The organism is Tissierella praeacuta (genome assembly GCF_040396155.1).
Classification (GTDB): Bacteria; Bacillota; Clostridia; order Tissierellales; family Tissierellaceae; genus Tissierella; species Tissierella praeacuta_A.
The window spans coordinates 1-15,080 of sequence record NZ_JBEBOY010000055.1 but is presented as its reverse complement, the minus strand read 5'-3'; the positions used below and the strand labels follow the sequence as shown (position 1 = coordinate 15,080).

General features: G+C 30.2%; 11 protein-coding genes and 1 riboswitch. Of the genes, 9 read left to right on the top strand and 2 right to left on the bottom strand.

Translation table 11 applies throughout. The features are described from left to right. Positions 1–130: 130 nt before the first annotated feature. The 6 genes from ABWP20_RS16725 to ABWP20_RS16700 all read left to right on the top strand — a co-directional run bounded on the left by ABWP20_RS16725 (position 131) and on the right by ABWP20_RS16700 (position 7,297). Positions 131–1,837 carry a sigma 54-interacting transcriptional regulator gene (locus tag ABWP20_RS16725; protein WP_353097352.1) on the top strand — a complete coding sequence of 569 codons (1,707 nt, stop codon included), beginning with the start codon at positions 131–133 and terminating at the stop codon, positions 1,835–1,837. A 314-nt stretch (positions 1,838–2,151) separates the two neighbouring features. Further along, entirely contained in the window at positions 2,152–2,913 is a 762-nt protein-coding gene (locus ABWP20_RS16720) for a 3-hydroxybutyrate dehydrogenase (protein WP_353097351.1), read from the top strand. 29 nt (positions 2,914–2,942) lie between these two features. Then, positions 2,943–4,241, top strand: a complete 1,299-nt coding sequence (locus ABWP20_RS16715) for a GntP family permease (protein ID WP_353097350.1) — start codon at positions 2,943–2,945, stop codon at positions 4,239–4,241. Between the two features lie 75 nt (positions 4,242–4,316). Then, a complete protein-coding gene (locus ABWP20_RS16710) occupies positions 4,317–5,261 on the top strand; it encodes a 3-hydroxyacyl-CoA dehydrogenase family protein (RefSeq protein ID WP_353097349.1) in 945 nt (314 codons plus the stop codon). A 101-nt stretch (positions 5,262–5,362) separates the two neighbouring features. After that, the gene (locus ABWP20_RS16705) at positions 5,363–6,391 is read left to right on the top strand and encodes a YkvI family membrane protein (RefSeq protein ID WP_353097348.1); all 1,029 of its coding nucleotides are present in this window, start codon (positions 5,363–5,365) and stop codon (positions 6,389–6,391) included. Positions 6,392–6,484: 93 nt separating this feature from the next. Beyond that, a complete protein-coding gene (locus tag ABWP20_RS16700) occupies positions 6,485–7,297 on the top strand; it encodes an alpha/beta fold hydrolase (RefSeq protein WP_353097347.1) in 813 nt (270 codons plus the stop codon). Here the strand turns inward: ABWP20_RS16700 and mgtA are convergent. Beyond that, positions 7,281–9,914, bottom strand: coding sequence for a magnesium-translocating P-type ATPase (gene mgtA / locus ABWP20_RS16695; RefSeq protein ID WP_353097346.1), 2,634 nt, complete (start codon positions 9,912–9,914; stop codon positions 7,281–7,283). The genes ABWP20_RS16700 and mgtA overlap by 17 nt on opposite strands. A 300-nt stretch (positions 9,915–10,214) precedes the next feature. Next, positions 10,215–10,369, bottom strand: a riboswitch (M-box (ykoK) riboswitch). A gap of 56 nt (positions 10,370–10,425) precedes the next feature. Continuing rightward, positions 10,426–11,091: a TetR/AcrR family transcriptional regulator gene (locus ABWP20_RS16690; protein ID WP_353097345.1), complete on the bottom strand. Its 666-nt coding sequence runs from the start codon at positions 11,089–11,091 to the stop codon at positions 10,426–10,428. 275 nt (positions 11,092–11,366) lie between these two features. Between ABWP20_RS16690 and ABWP20_RS16685 the strand changes: the two genes are divergently transcribed. The 3 genes from ABWP20_RS16685 to ABWP20_RS16675 all read left to right on the top strand — a co-directional run. After that, entirely contained in the window at positions 11,367–12,692 is a 1,326-nt protein-coding gene (locus tag ABWP20_RS16685; RefSeq protein ID WP_353097344.1) for a glycine/sarcosine/betaine reductase component B subunit, read from the top strand. An 11-nt stretch (positions 12,693–12,703) separates the two neighbouring features. Further along, positions 12,704–14,014 carry a betaine reductase selenoprotein B gene (grdH, locus tag ABWP20_RS16680; protein WP_353097343.1) on the top strand — a complete coding sequence of 437 codons (1,311 nt, stop codon included), beginning with the start codon at positions 12,704–12,706 and terminating at the stop codon, positions 14,012–14,014. 72 nt (positions 14,015–14,086) lie between these two features. Continuing rightward, on the top strand, positions 14,087–15,080 hold a 994-nt coding region (locus ABWP20_RS16675; RefSeq protein WP_353097341.1), incomplete at its 3' end, for a BCCT family transporter.

Here is a 15,080-nt window from a genome sequence, read left to right as displayed (position 1 = left end):
AAATCCACTATGACCTAATTCATTGTGTTAGGTCATAAAAATTAAAGTTAGATTTATACATATATATGATATAATTATAGTAGATTTAAAGGAGTAGTATTAGAATGTAATATATAGGAGTGGACAAGTAATGTCTAATAATGAAATTAATTTACATGAAATAGTTAATTCTTTATGTATGGGCATTTTAGTAGTAGATGAATATTGTAATGTAAAACTTTTAAATAATGAGGCTTTAAATATACTAGAATTAGCCGAAGAAAAGGATCTAAATAAAGACCTGTCTAAAATTATATCTAATTTTAAGATTAAACTTTTCTTAAAATCTAATAAAAAAGATGAATCTCAAAAATTAAAATATAATGGCAAAGATATTATTGTAGTAAAAAAGGCAATTTCTAATAAAGATATTAATGAAGGAGCTTATATAATTTTTCAGCTATTAGATATTTATAAAAAATTTATTAGCAAATTTGATGATGGGATAGAGGCATCTTTTTTATTAAACACAGTTATGGAAGCAACAAATGATGCTATTGTTTATGTTAATAAGGAGGGCTATATAGAGATATTAAGTAATCCTTATGCAAAGTTTTTGGGAGTAAAAAGAGGAGAAGCCATAGGAAAACATGTACGAGATGTTATAGAGAATACAAGAATGGATGTGGTAATTAAAACAGGAATACCAGAAATTGCTCAAGTGCAAGAGATAAATGGTAAAAAGATGATAGCCACTAGGATTCCAGTATTTGTTAATAATAATGTAGTAGGTGCTGTAGGCAAAGTATTATTTAAGGATGTAGATGATTTAAATTCATTATATATGAAGATAAATAAAATAGAGAAAGAATTGAATCTATATAAGGACGAATTTAAAAAAATAAATAAAGCTAATTATGCTTTAGATAGTATTATAAGTATAAGTAAATCCATGGAAAAATTAAAGGAACTTACAAAAAGAGCAGCTAAAACTAATTCAAATGTATTGATTTTAGGTGAATCCGGAACGGGAAAAGAGTTATTTGCTCATGCTATTCATAATAATAGTAGACGTATAGATGCTCCTTTTATAAAAATAAATTGTGGAGCTATTCCTTATGATTTGTTAGAATCAGAATTATTTGGTTATGAAGAAGGAGCCTTTACAGGGGCTAAAAAAGGAGGAAAAATTGGAAAGTTTAAGGCAGCAGATGGAGGGACTGTTTTTTTAGACGAAATAGGGGACTTGCCTATGAATATGCAGGTAAAACTATTAAGGGTCCTTCAAGATAAGGAAATAGAAAGAATAGGCTCCAATTTTTCAGAGAAAATAGATATTAGAGTAATAGCAGCGACTAATAAAGACCTAGAAAAAATGGTATCAGATGGTATGTTTAGATTAGATTTATACTATAGATTAAATGTAGTAAGTATAAAAATTCCTCCCCTAAGAGAAAGGAAAGAGGATATACCTATAATTTCTAGATATTTAGTAAGTAAAATATCAAAAGGAGAAAATATAAGAGTAGATAAAATAGCAGATAATACATTAGAATACCTAAAGAATTATGACTGGCCAGGTAATGTAAGAGAGTTGGAAAATATATTAGAAAGAGCCATAAACTTTCTAGAAGAAGAAACAATAATCAAACCCGAACATTTACCTCATAAAATTACAGGTATAACTAGAAATAAACAGATTAAAAGCTTAAAATCTATTTTAGAAGAAGTAGAAAAACAATCTATAATAGATAGCTTAATAGTAGCTAATGGTAATAAAACTTTAGCTGCAAATTCTTTGGACATTAGTAGAACAAGCTTATATGAGAAAATTTCAAAATATAATATAGATATGTAAGGTTGTTTTTCTAACAATTCTTAATATTATCGGAAAAGTTTACGAAAAAGTAAAAAATCATGATTTATTGTAAATAAATCCTTACATTTCACGAATTTATAATAAGTTAATGTAAATATAACCTTACATTAACATTAACTTATTATAATCTAAAATAGAAAAGTATCTAAAAACAAGCATATTATATGAAAAATATGCTTGTTTTTTTATCTTAAAATGAATATTTAGACAAAAATCTAATATTGAAATCAAATATTAATGGCATGAAATTTGCTGTACTAATCATTAAATAATTAAAATGAGGAGGTATAAAGATGATAAAAGACAAAGTATGTATTGTAACGGGAGGAGCAAGCGGAATTGGATTATCGATTGCAGAATCTTTTTCTAAGGATAGTGCAAAAGTAATTATGGCGGATATTAATGAGGAAAGATTAAAAATTGAATCAGAAAGGATAAATGCAGATTATTTTAAAGTAGATTTAAGCACAAAAGAAGGTTGTAAAAGTCTAGTTGAATATGCTTTAGATAAATATTCAAAAGTAGATATTCTTATTAATGTTGCAGGAATTCAAACAGTATCTCCAATAGAGGATTTTCCAGAAGATAAATGGTATTTTATGATTAATTTAATGTTAACAGCTCCATTTTTATTAACCAAATATGTATGGAGTTCAATGAAAGAACAAGGATGGGGAAGAATAATAAATTTAAATTCAATTCATGGACTAGTAGCATCTGAATTTAAATCTGCTTATGTTTCAGCTAAACATGGCTTATCAGGATTGACAAAAACTGCTGCTTTAGAAGGAGGACCTTATGGAATAACTGTAAATTCAATTTGTCCAGCATATGTAAGGACTCCCTTAGTAGATAATCAAATTGATGCTCAGGCTAAATCTCATGGAATATCAAAAGAGGAAGTTGTTGAAAAAATAATGTTACAAAAGGCTGCAATTAAGAAATTAATAGAACCTGAAAGAATTGCAGATACGGTTAAATTTTTATGTTCAGAAGCAGGAGGATATATTACAGGTTCAACTATGACAATAGATGGTGGATGGACAGCTGGATAAATTAAACAAGAAAAGGGGGAAATGAAATTATGCTAGGTATTATTATTGGATTAGTATTATTGATGTTCTTAGCTTATAGAGGATATTCTATAATTTGGGTAGCTCCCATATGTGCATTAGTAGTAGCTTTAACTGGTGGGCTTGAATTGCTTCCAGCATATAAAGAGACATATATGTCTGGTTTTGTAGGCTTTACAAAACTATGGTTTCCTGTATTTATGCTAGGGGCAATATTTGGACATTTAATGGACTATACTGGTGCAGCAAGGTCAATTGCACATTGGTTAACTAAGATATTTGGACCAAAGAGAGCGATACTTGGTGTAATAGTTGGTTGTGCTGTATTAACTTATGGTGGTATATCTCTATTTGTTGTTGTATTTGCAATGTATCCATTAGCAGTTGCTTTATTTAGAGAAGCTAATATAACAAGAAAACTTATACCAGGAGCTATAGCCCTAGGTTCATTTACATTTACAATGACAGCAGTACCAGGAACACCGCAGATACAAAATTTAATCCCTATGGATTATTTTCATACAACACCTACAGCAGCGCCTATTATGGGAATAGTCTCTGCCTTATTCATGTTTGGATTAGGATATGCATATCTTGTATCGAGAGAAAAGAAATTTGCAGCCAAAGGCGAAGGATTTACTGAACCTGAGAAAAAGGCAAGCTCAATAGATGAGACAGAATTAAAAGAACTACCAAATCCATTTATTTCATTTTTGCCCTTAATAACTGTAATACTTACTCTAAACTTAGAGTATTTAAAATGGGATATAGTAGTTTGCTTATTAGCTGGTATTATTATGGCAATGATAACTAATCCTAAAGGATATAAAGGATTTACCAAAACCATTAGTGCTGGAGCTACTGGGTCTATAACAGCCATAATAAACACATCTGCGGCAGTTGGTTTTGGTAATGTAGTTAGGGCAGTTCCAGGATTTCAAAATCTAACAGATTTTGTCCTTGGAATTAAGGGATCACCACTTATTTCTGAAGCAATAGCAGTAAATCTTTTAGCCGGAGCAACTGGATCAGCATCTGGAGGAATGGGCATAGCATTAGCGGCTTTAGGAGATAAATATTATCAACTAGCATTAGATACAGGAATAAGTCCACAGGCATTTCACAGAGTTGCATCTCTAGCTTCTGGCGGATTAGATACACTTCCTCATAATGGAGCAGTATTAACATTATTAGCTATTACGGGAATGACTCACAAAGATTCATATATAGATATTTTTGTGACTTCTTTAGTACTGCCAGTATTATCATCTATACCAGCAATAATTATCGCAAGCTTAGGAATTTATTAAAAATTACACATATTCCAATTTAGGTATTGGGTATTATTATATAAATAAAACTATTCTGAAAGAGAGGATAATAAAATGAAGATAGAAGATATTAAAAAAATAGGTATAGCAGGAGCAGGTACCATGGGTTCTGGTATAGCTCAAATATTTGCACGAAAAGGATATGAAGTAGTTATAACAGATATTAAAGAAGAATTTCTGGAAAATTCTAAAAAATTAGTATCCATATTTAACAGTAGTTTAATAGAAGAAGGACTTATGGAAGAATCAGAAGTTGAAAATACCGTGAAAAATATAAAATATTCCATAGATAAAAAAGCATTTTTTGATTGTGATTTAATAATTGAAGCAATCATTGAAAAAATGGATATAAAGCAGGATTTTTGGAGAGAAGTTGAAGAAATAGCTAAGGATGATACCATATTTGCGACAAATACTTCTGGACTCAGTATTATAGGAATATCTGAAAAAATAAAGAATAAAGAAAGATTCATAGGAATGCATTTCTGGAACCCACCTCATATTATACCATTAGTTGAGTTGATAAAAGGTGATGAAACTACGGATGAAACTGTAAATATATTGTTGGAACTAATTAAGAGAATAGATAAGGAACCAGTAGTTGTACAAAAAGATGCCCCAGGGTTTATTGGAAATAGAATACAATTTGCAGTATTTAGAGAAGCATTAAATATAGTAGAACAGGGAATAGCGACTTTTGAAGATATAGATAGGGCAATGAAATATGGACCTGGATTTAGATACCCTATAATAGGACCATTGGAAACAGCAGATCTCGGAGGATTAGATACTTTCTACTATATATCTTCATATTTATTTAATGATTTATCTGATGTGAAAGAACCTCAAGAGATATTAAAGAAACTAATGGATAATAAGGAGTTAGGTGTTAAGTCAAAGAAAGGTTTTTATGACTATTCAAACGGTAAAGATGAGGAAGCCATAAAAAGAAGAGATAAAATGTTTTTCAAGATGTTAAAATATATACACAATGCATAGAAAAAGGTTCTACTCCTAATGGAGTAGAGCTTATTTTTTATTAAACTGTTATAGGATAAGCCCTATTCTAATATTATTAAATATTAGGAAGGGGGAAGATGATGAAGAAAGCAATGAATAAGAAATGGATGAGGATATCATCAATATACGTAGGTACAGTTATAGGAGCAGGTTTTGCTTCAGGTAGAGAGATTATAGAATTTTTTGGAGTATATGGAATAAAGGGAGTCTTTGGTCTGATTATATCAGGAATATTATTTTCTTTAATAGGAGCATTACTTCTTCTAAAAATATTCAACAATAAAATAAATGGATTTGAGGAATTAATATGTAAATTATTTGGAAGGAAATTTGGGTTAATATTAAATAGTATAATGACAATTTTCTTATATACTGGATTTAGTGTTATGGTAGCAGGCAGTGGTGCAATATTTAAGGAAGAATTAGGATTATCATTTAACTTTGGAATTATTGTAATGATTGTTATGTCATTTATAGTATTTCTATTTAGTCTAGAAGGACTCTCTTTTATAAACTCTTTACTAGTACCTTTACTTGTTATAGGCATTGTATTTACATCTATATATTTAAATTTAAAAGAGGGATACTATTTATCTAATGTAAATGGAGTAGATTTGACACTTAAGGGAAATTTTCTAACATCCTCTCTTTTATATCTAGGCTCTAATTCCCTTATTATTATCACAGTATTTTCTTCTTTATTACCATTGATAGATAGCAAAAAGACTGCTATTTTAGGAGGGATGTCGGGAGGAATAATATTACTCATCCTTGGTTTATCCATATTAAGTTCCATGCTTGTTTATTATGATGAGGTGGCTACAATGGATATCCCAATGCTTAGAATATGTAACTATATAGGAAAAGGATATAGTAAATTTTATTCAATTATACTATGGGCTGCTATGTTCACAACTGCATTGGCTAATGGTTTTAGTGTTATAAATAAAGTGTCTAAAAGTAAATATAAGAATCTTATAATAATTTTATTCTGTTTATTATCTATTCCTCTAGCTAAGTTTGGGTTCTCTAATTTAGTAGCCATATTATATCCAATTTCCGGAGTAATAGGATTTGTTCTTTTACTTTTTATTTTGATACTATTATAAATTTAGATTATGGTTTTAAGGTATATAAAAAGCTTTTAAAATTCTTTAAATGATATATAATTATTAGTGAAAAACAATTAGGATGTGATATTTATGAGTTTTCTTACTACAAGTGATAATGTAAAATTATACTATGAAGTAAAAGGAGAAGGATTACCAATAGTTTTTATCCATGGATTTACAGAGGACCATAATTCTTTTAGAATACAACAAAGAGCATTATCTAAGAAATATAAAATAATTACTTATGATTTAAGGGGTCACGGTATATCAGATAGGGTAGGCTATGGATTAGATATGGAAAGATTTGCTTTGGATTTAAGAGAACTCATAGATTATTTAGAGTTAAAAAATATAGTATTAGTAGGTTGGTCTATGGGAGTATCAATTATATTTGAATATATAAATTTATTTGGATTAGAAAATATATCTAAAGTATGTATTATAGATAAGGGCCCTAAGGCTATAAATGATAGTAATTGGAATTTGGGATTATATCATGGAAAATATACTATGAAAGATGCATTAGATGATTTAAGTTTAATTAAAAACAATTGGATGGAATTTGCAGAAAATTTTATAAGGACTATGGCACCGTATTTAAATGAAAATCAATTTAAGATTTCAATGGATAAGATGAAAAATAATTCACCTCATGTAATGTACTCCATGTGGAAGTCAATGATAGAAAAAGATTATAGGAATATTTTAAGTAAAATACGTATACCAGCTTTAATAATATTTGGTGGTAAAAGTACTTTTTATTCAATTGAAACAGGTAAATATCTTAAAGAAAATATAGAGGATTCTCAGTTAGTAATATTTGAAGATAATACACATTTATTAGTACTAGAAAACCCTATTAGATTTAATAGGGTTTTAGAGGAATTTACATCCAAGTATTAAATTTTTTAATATAAATATTTTTGATAATTTGTGTAAGAATAGAGTAAGCTGACAATATTCCTACTAACCAAGGGAAATAACTAAATGGTAGAGGAACAAGTCCTATATAGGTTCCGAACCAAGTATATGGAATTAATATCCCTAGACTTATTATTAAGAATGTCATTACCATAAGAGGATTAGAAGCTTTACTTTGTATAAATGGAATCTTCTTTGTCCTTATCATATGAACTATTAAAGTTTGTGATACAATGCCTACTATAAACCAACCAGATTGAAATAAAGGTTGTAATTCTATTGTATTTGCCTTAAATACAAACCACATAATAGCAAAGGTAGCAATATCAAATATGGAGCTTATAGGCCCTATATATAACATAAATTTACCTATTTTATCTGCATTCCATTTTTGAGGTGTTCTTAAATATTCTTCATCCATATTATCCCAGGGTATAGCTATTTGAGAAATACTATAGAGCAAGTTTTGTACAAGTAATTGTATAGGCAGCATTGGTAAAAATGGTAAAAATGCGCTAGCTGCTAATACACTAAATACATTTCCAAAGTTAGAACTAGCAGTCATATTTATATATTTAACAATATTTCCAAATACTCTTCTACCTTCAATAACTCCTTCTTCCAAAACATTTAAATCTTTTTCAAGTAATATTATATCAGCAGATTCTTTGGCTATATCAACTGCTGTATCTACAGAAATACCTACATCAGCTTGTTTTAGGGCTTGAGCGTCGTTGATGCCATCACCTAAGAAACCAACAACATGACTATTATTCTGTAGAACAGAAATAACTCTTTCTTTTTGCATTGGAGATAGTTTTGCTAGGATACTTGATTTTGATGCTACTTCGTACAATCTTTCATCTGTCATTTCTTCTACATCTATACCTAAGACAACATTATCTGTAGGAATACCAACATCTTTGCATATTTTTTTAGCAACTATATCATTATCTCCAGTTAATACCTTTACGGATACCCCATGTTCATATAATGCCTTTATTGCAGAAACAGCTGAATCCTTTGGAGGATCTAAAAAACCCATATATCCAATGAGAACCATATTACTTTCATCTTTAACACTAAATGCATTTTCATCTGGTACATTGTTTTTTTGAGCTATAGCAAGAACTCTCATACCTTCTTCATTAAGTTTAGTTACCATATCTATAACTGTTCTTATTAATTCTTCAGTTAAAGGCAAAACATTTCCATTGATTTCTACAAAAGAACATATAGAAAGCATTTCTTCAACAGCACCTTTGGTTATAAGCTGCCTTTTGCCATTTTCACTTTCAACTACTACTGACATCCTACGTCTTGTAAAATCAAAGGGAATTTCATCTACTCTTTCATATATTTTAGTTACTTCATTAAATCCCCTTTCGTCACCATATTCTATTACGGCAATATCTAATAAGTTTTTTAGTCCTGTTTGGTAATAACTATTTAAGTATCCATGTCTTAGGACTCTGTCATTTTCTTTACCTAGTACATCCAAATGTGTTTCCAATATAATTTTATCTAATGTTAAAGTTCCAGTTTTATCTGTACATAAAATATCCATAGCACCAAAGTTTTGAATGGAACTTAATCTTTTAACTACAATCTTACGTTTAGATAAAGATATTGCTCCTTTTGCAAGATTAGTAGAAACTAAAGTTGGAAGCATTTCAGGAGTCAGGCCCACCGCTATTGAAACTGCAAATAGGAAGGCACCTATCCAGTCTTTTTTTGTTAATCCATTTATTAAGAAAACTATAGGAACCATAACCAACATAAATCTTATTAGAAGAAAACTAACACTTTTAACACCTTCCTCAAAGCTAGTTTGACCTCTATCTTTAGTAAGAGATTCTGCAACAGTACCAAAATATGTTCGGTTTCCTGTTTGCAAAACTATACCTATTGCAGAACCACTAACAACTATGGTTCCCATTAGGGCGATATTTTCTAAATCGGCAATATTCTTATTTGCATCTTTATCTTTAATCTCTGAAAATTTCTCAACAGGCTCTGATTCACCAGTTAAGGAAGATTGACTAATAAATAGATCCTTACAAGTAATAATTCTTAAATCTGCAGGTATTAAGTCTCCAGCTGCTAAATAAATAATATCTCCTGGGACCACATCAGATATATTGATTTCTTTTTTTTCCATACCATCTCTTTTAACAGATGTGGTTGTAGGAACTAAATCTTTTAAATTATCTGCTGTTATTTGAGATTTATATTCTTGGGAAAACTTAAGAATTACACTAATTAATATCATAGTAGAAATAATTACTATAGTCATCCAAGACTTTTCTCCAGGTGCAGCAAAAGCAATGTCAGTAAAATAAGATACCAAAACTATAATTAATAATATTAAAATAAAAGGATCTACAAATGAATTCAAAAGGTAAATATACCAAGGCTTCCTTTTTTCAGAAACTATTTCATTATGTCCATAAAAGCTTAATCTATTATCTAATTCTATTTCAGATAAACCATCGAGGGATGAATTTAACTCTTTTAAAATAGTATCAATATTTTTTGAACTCATGTATTGTAGGATTTTATTAACATTTTCATTATTATAAACTCTTTTCTTTTTCATAATTTACACCCCCAAAAAAGACAACACTAAATAATGGTTTAGTAAATAGTCTAACCATAAATTAAATTTGTATTGAATTTTAAATTTTTTTAAATAAACGTAAATAAACTTGGGAAAAACTATTTAGAGTGGCTTTCTTGAGATATATGTAAAGAAAAGATAATTATCTATATAATTATATGATATTAACTATACATATATTTCAGCCTTCCTCTATATAAATACTACACGGTCCAGAATCCATTTGTATACTCACCTCCAAAAAAATAATAATCCTCCACCAAAACTCGAAGGGGAAGGATTTACTCTTCTCGTCCAAGTTTTGGCTTTATAAGGCGTTGAAATTGCATTAGGCTGAGCCTTGCGACAAAACCTGCTAACCAGTGCAGAGTGTTTCCACCCTTTTACGGCAGCAATCCATATCCTTATAGTAACCTCACCTACCGAGATTATTAAGTTCATTTTTAAGCATATACTGTAAAATTATAAATGTCAAGTGTTTTTATAAAAATTAATAATAAAAATCATAATCTTTAATTAAAAATCTTTCTACTATAACTTTAATATAATCCATAGTATTATTTCTTGCATCATCATATGAAATCTTGTGTCTCAAGACTCTTCTAAGCATTCCTTCAAAAATTAAGAGAGTCATATCATTTAATTTATTAGCATCTTCATATCGTATATAACCTTCATCTACACATCCGAATATAGTAGTTTCGCCTCTCTTATTAATATCTCTTTTTGATAGCATAGTAGAAATAATTTCATTATTACTGCCCATATCCTCAGGGAAAACCTTATAATATTCCGCTACATAATCTTCAAAATGCTTTTCTAAATTTGGATAGAAAATAGCATTAAAAATTTCCGGTTTATCATAAGCATAATCACAGAAACATTCCCAAACCTTAAGAAATATATCCATAGGATTTTCGGCATCTTTCAAGTATGCATTTAAAGCAAGAGAATAATCTTTTATATTTTTCATAGATGCATAGAAAATTAAATGATCAAGATTTTCAAAATAATTATAAAGAGTAGCACTATTATATCCAGCCCTATCAGCTACCTTCCTAAGAGTTATACCTTCAATTCCTTCTTCTTCCATTAGTTCTTCAGTTGCATTAATAAAATAAGACATCATTCTTTTTCGTTGAATCGCTTTTTTCACTATTAATCACCATATTTATATTATTTTCATTAGATTAATATTAGCATAAATACTTCAAAATCACAATTTAATTATAGCCAAATAGATTTAGAATTGTCTATACTAATAAAATAATTATAGAGATTCTTAATAATTGCGATTGTAATATAATCATGATTATGTTATTATATAAATTAACAAAGAAAGCTTCAAAAAGTTTCAGAAACTTTCAATATTCATAATCCAGATTATAGATATTGAAGTATTTATTAAAAATAATTAAAAGGAGCGAAGATATGAAACTAGAAATTGGTAATTTCCAAGTAAAAGATGTTGTTTTTGGAGAGAAAACTATGTTTAATAATGGTATTCTATCCATCGATAAGGAAGAAGCTATGGCTTTTATTAGAGAAGATGAACATATTGTAGATCTTGATTTAGTAATAGCTAAACCTGGTGAAAATACAAGAATTGTACCAGTTAAAGAAGCAGCAGAGCCAAGGATTCGTCCAGATGGAAGACCGGTATTTCCTGGAGTTACAGGAGATGTTGAAGCAGCAGGTAGTGGAAGATTACATGCGTTGAAAGGATGCAGTGTTCTAGGAGTAGGTAAACATTATGGCAGCTTTGGTGATGGTCTAATTGATATGGGTCGTGAAGGTGCAAAATACACTCTATTTTCACAATTAATTAATATTTGTATAGTAGCTGATACAGATGAAGAATCTGAAAGATTTGAACAACAAAAAAAGAATACAGCTATTAGAATGGCTACTCATAGATTAGCTGAGTATCTAGGAAATACAGTAAAAACTTTGGAGCCAGAAGAAATAGAAACGTTTGAATTGGATCCAGTGACAAAAAGATTAGAAGAAATAAATAAGCTTCCATCAGTTGTATTAGTTATGCAACCTCAATCCCAAATGGAAGAATTAGGATATAACGATTTAGTATATGGATGGGATATGAATAAATATGTACCAACATTTATGCATCCAAATGAAGTATTAGATGGAGCATTAATATCTGGTAGTTTTATGCCAGCTTCATCTAAATGGTCAACTTATGAGTTTCAAAATTTTACAACTATTAAGAAATTATATGAGGAACATGGAAAATCAATTAACTTCTTAGGAATTATTATGTCAAATTTAAATGTATCATTAGAGCAAAAAAAACGCTCAGCAGTATTTGTAGCTCAAATGGCAAAATCATTAGGAGCTGATGGAGCTATAGTTACTGAAGAGGGATATGGAAATCCTGATGCAGACTATATTATGTGTATTGCGGCTTTAGAAGATGTAGGAGTAAAAACAGTAGGTATAAGTAATGAATGTACAGGTAGAGATGGAGCTTCCCAGCCTCTAGTTACATTGGATGAAAAAGCTAATGCATTAATATCTACAGGAAATGTATCTCAATTAATTGAATTACCTCCAGCTGATAAAGTAATAGGAGAATTACAAGCTTTAGCTAGAGATGGTTTATCTGGAGGATGGGCCTATGATGAAATATTAGGTTCATCTGTTAGAGAAGATGGTTCTATTATCATGGAAAATAATGCAATGTTCTGTGGAGATGGAATATCAGGTTGGTCAATTAAAACCATGAAAGAATTTTAGGAGGTGGAGAGATGAAGAAAGCAATTCATTATATAAATCAATTCTTTGCAGGTATCGGAGGAGAAGATACTGCGGATTATAAACCAGAGATTAGGGAAGGATTAGTAGGACCATCCCTTGCTATGAATAGTTTACTTGATGCAGAAGTTACTCATACTATTATTTGTGGAGACAATTTTATGGGGTCCAATACAGATGAGGCGGTAGAGATAATATTAGGGTTTTTAGAAGATAAAGAGTTTGATATATTTGTTGCAGGACCAGCATTTCAAGCAGGTAGATATGGAGTAGCTTGTGGAACTATATGTAAGGCTGTTAAAGAAAGATTTAATGTTCCAGTTATTACATCTATGAATATAGAAAATCCTGGAGTAGAAATGTTCAAGAAAGATATATATATTTTTGAAGGTGGAAAATCTGCAGCAAAACTAAGAAATGATGTAAAATCAATGGCTAGTTTTGCAAATAAAATATTAAAAGGGGAAAAAACAGGTTCATCTGATGAAGAAGGTTTCTTCTCCAGAGGAATTAGAGCACAAGTATGGTTAGAATCAGGGAAAACTGGCGCAGAAAGAGGCGTAGATATGTTAATCAAAAAATTAAACAATCAGCCTTATGTAACAGAACTTCCAATACCAAAACAAGACGGGGTTCCTATAGCAGCGCCTATTAAGGACTTATCTAAGGCAAATATAGCTATGGTAACAACAGGAGGAATAGTACCAGTAGATAATCCAGATAGAATTCAGTCTGCCTCTGCTACACGTTGGGGAAGATACGATATATCTAAGGATGAAAGATTAGAATCAGGAGTATATAAGACTATTCATGCTGGTTTTGACCCTGCAGCAGCAGATGCAGATCCAAATGTTATAATGCCTGTAGACGTGATGAAGGCATATTTGAAGGAAGGCAAAATAGGTAAACTGCATGATTATTTCTATAGTACTGTAGGAACAGGAACTACTCAAGCAGAAGCAGCTAGAATGGGCAAAGAAATAGTAGCAAGATTACGTGAGGATAATGTAGATGGGGTTATTATGACTTCTACCTGAGGTACCTGTACACGTTGCGGTGCGACAATGGTAAAAGAAATTGAGAGAGCAGGTATACCAATAGTTCAGATGTGTAACTTAATTCCAGTTGCAACAACAGTAGGAGCAAACAAGATAGTGCCTACAATATCAATCCCATATCCACTAGGAGACCCAGCAACATCTAAAGAACAACAATGGAAACTTAGATATCACAGAGTTGGAGTAGCTTTAGATGCTTTAACAGAGGATACTAAAGAACAGACAGTATTTAAGGTAAAAATCTAAATAAGTAAATAGGGGTGTATATACACCCCTATAAATTCACCTTTAAAATACTATAAAATGGGAGGAATTATAATGGATAAAGTAAAGCAAAAGGATAATACGGTTTTTTATATATCCCTTGCTCTATCTATAGCTATAGTTCTATGGGGGATAGTTGCACAGGAGAACTTTTCAAATTTTGCAAACTCATTACTTAATTTCCTAACAACTAATTTTGGATGGTCTTATTTAATATCTATGTTTATATTCGTTGTATTCGCTATTATATTAGCATTTAGTAAATATGGAGATATTAAACTTGGACCAGATGATTCACAACCAGAATATAGTACAACTTCTTGGTTTGGAATGTTATTTGGAGCTGGAATGGGAATAGGTTTAGTATTTTGGGGTGTGGCAGAACCTATTTCACATTTTGTAAATCCAGCCTCTGGAATTGAAGCAGGAACTTTAGAAGCTGCTAATTTTGCTATGAAATCATCATTTATGCATTGGGGATTTCATCCTTGGGCTAATTATAGTATTATAGGTCTTGCTTTAGCATATTTTCAATTTAGAAAAAATAAACCAGGATTAATTAGTAGTATTTTTATACCATTATTAGGAGAGGAAAAAGTTAATGGACCTATTGGTAAGTTAATAGATGTACTTGCAGTATTTGCAACAGTAGCAGGAGTAGCAACCTCTCTAGGTCTTGGAACTTTACAGATAAATAGTGGATTGAATTATCTATTTAACATTCCAGAAACTAAATTAGTTCAAATAGGTATAATTTTGGCAATTACTATTCTATATATTTGGACAGCAGTTAGTGGTATAGATAAAGGTATAAAACTATTAGGTGATATAAATTTAGTATTGGCATTTGGACTACTTATGCTAACTATTATACTTGGTCCTACATTAAAGGTAATTAATTCTTTTACTAATGGATTGGGTCAATATATTAATGGTTTTATAAGGGATAGTCTTCATGTGGAAGCATTTGGTGATAATAGTTGGACAAATGCTTGGACAATATTTTATTGGGCATGGTGGATAGCATGGGCTCCATTTGTAGGTACAT

Excerpts from the sequence above, each read along its gene's own strand:
- ABWP20_RS16705 (WP_353097348.1), top strand. The coding sequence starts at position 5,363 with ATGAAGAAAGCAATGAATAAGAAATGGATGAGGATATCATCAATATAC.
- ABWP20_RS16725 (WP_353097352.1), top strand. The coding sequence starts at position 131 with ATGTCTAATAATGAAATTAATTTACATGAAATAGTTAATTCTTTATGT.
- ABWP20_RS16700 (WP_353097347.1), top strand. The coding sequence starts at position 6,485 with ATGAGTTTTCTTACTACAAGTGATAATGTAAAATTATACTATGAAGTA.
- ABWP20_RS16710 (WP_353097349.1), top strand. The coding sequence starts at position 4,317 with ATGAAGATAGAAGATATTAAAAAAATAGGTATAGCAGGAGCAGGTACC.
- ABWP20_RS16720 (WP_353097351.1), top strand. The coding sequence starts at position 2,152 with ATGATAAAAGACAAAGTATGTATTGTAACGGGAGGAGCAAGCGGAATT.
- ABWP20_RS16685 (WP_353097344.1), top strand. The coding sequence starts at position 11,367 with ATGAAACTAGAAATTGGTAATTTCCAAGTAAAAGATGTTGTTTTTGGA.
- mgtA (WP_353097346.1), bottom strand. The coding sequence starts at position 9,914 with ATGAAAAAGAAAAGAGTTTATAATAATGAAAATGTTAATAAAATCCTA.
- ABWP20_RS16715 (WP_353097350.1), top strand. The coding sequence starts at position 2,943 with ATGCTAGGTATTATTATTGGATTAGTATTATTGATGTTCTTAGCTTAT.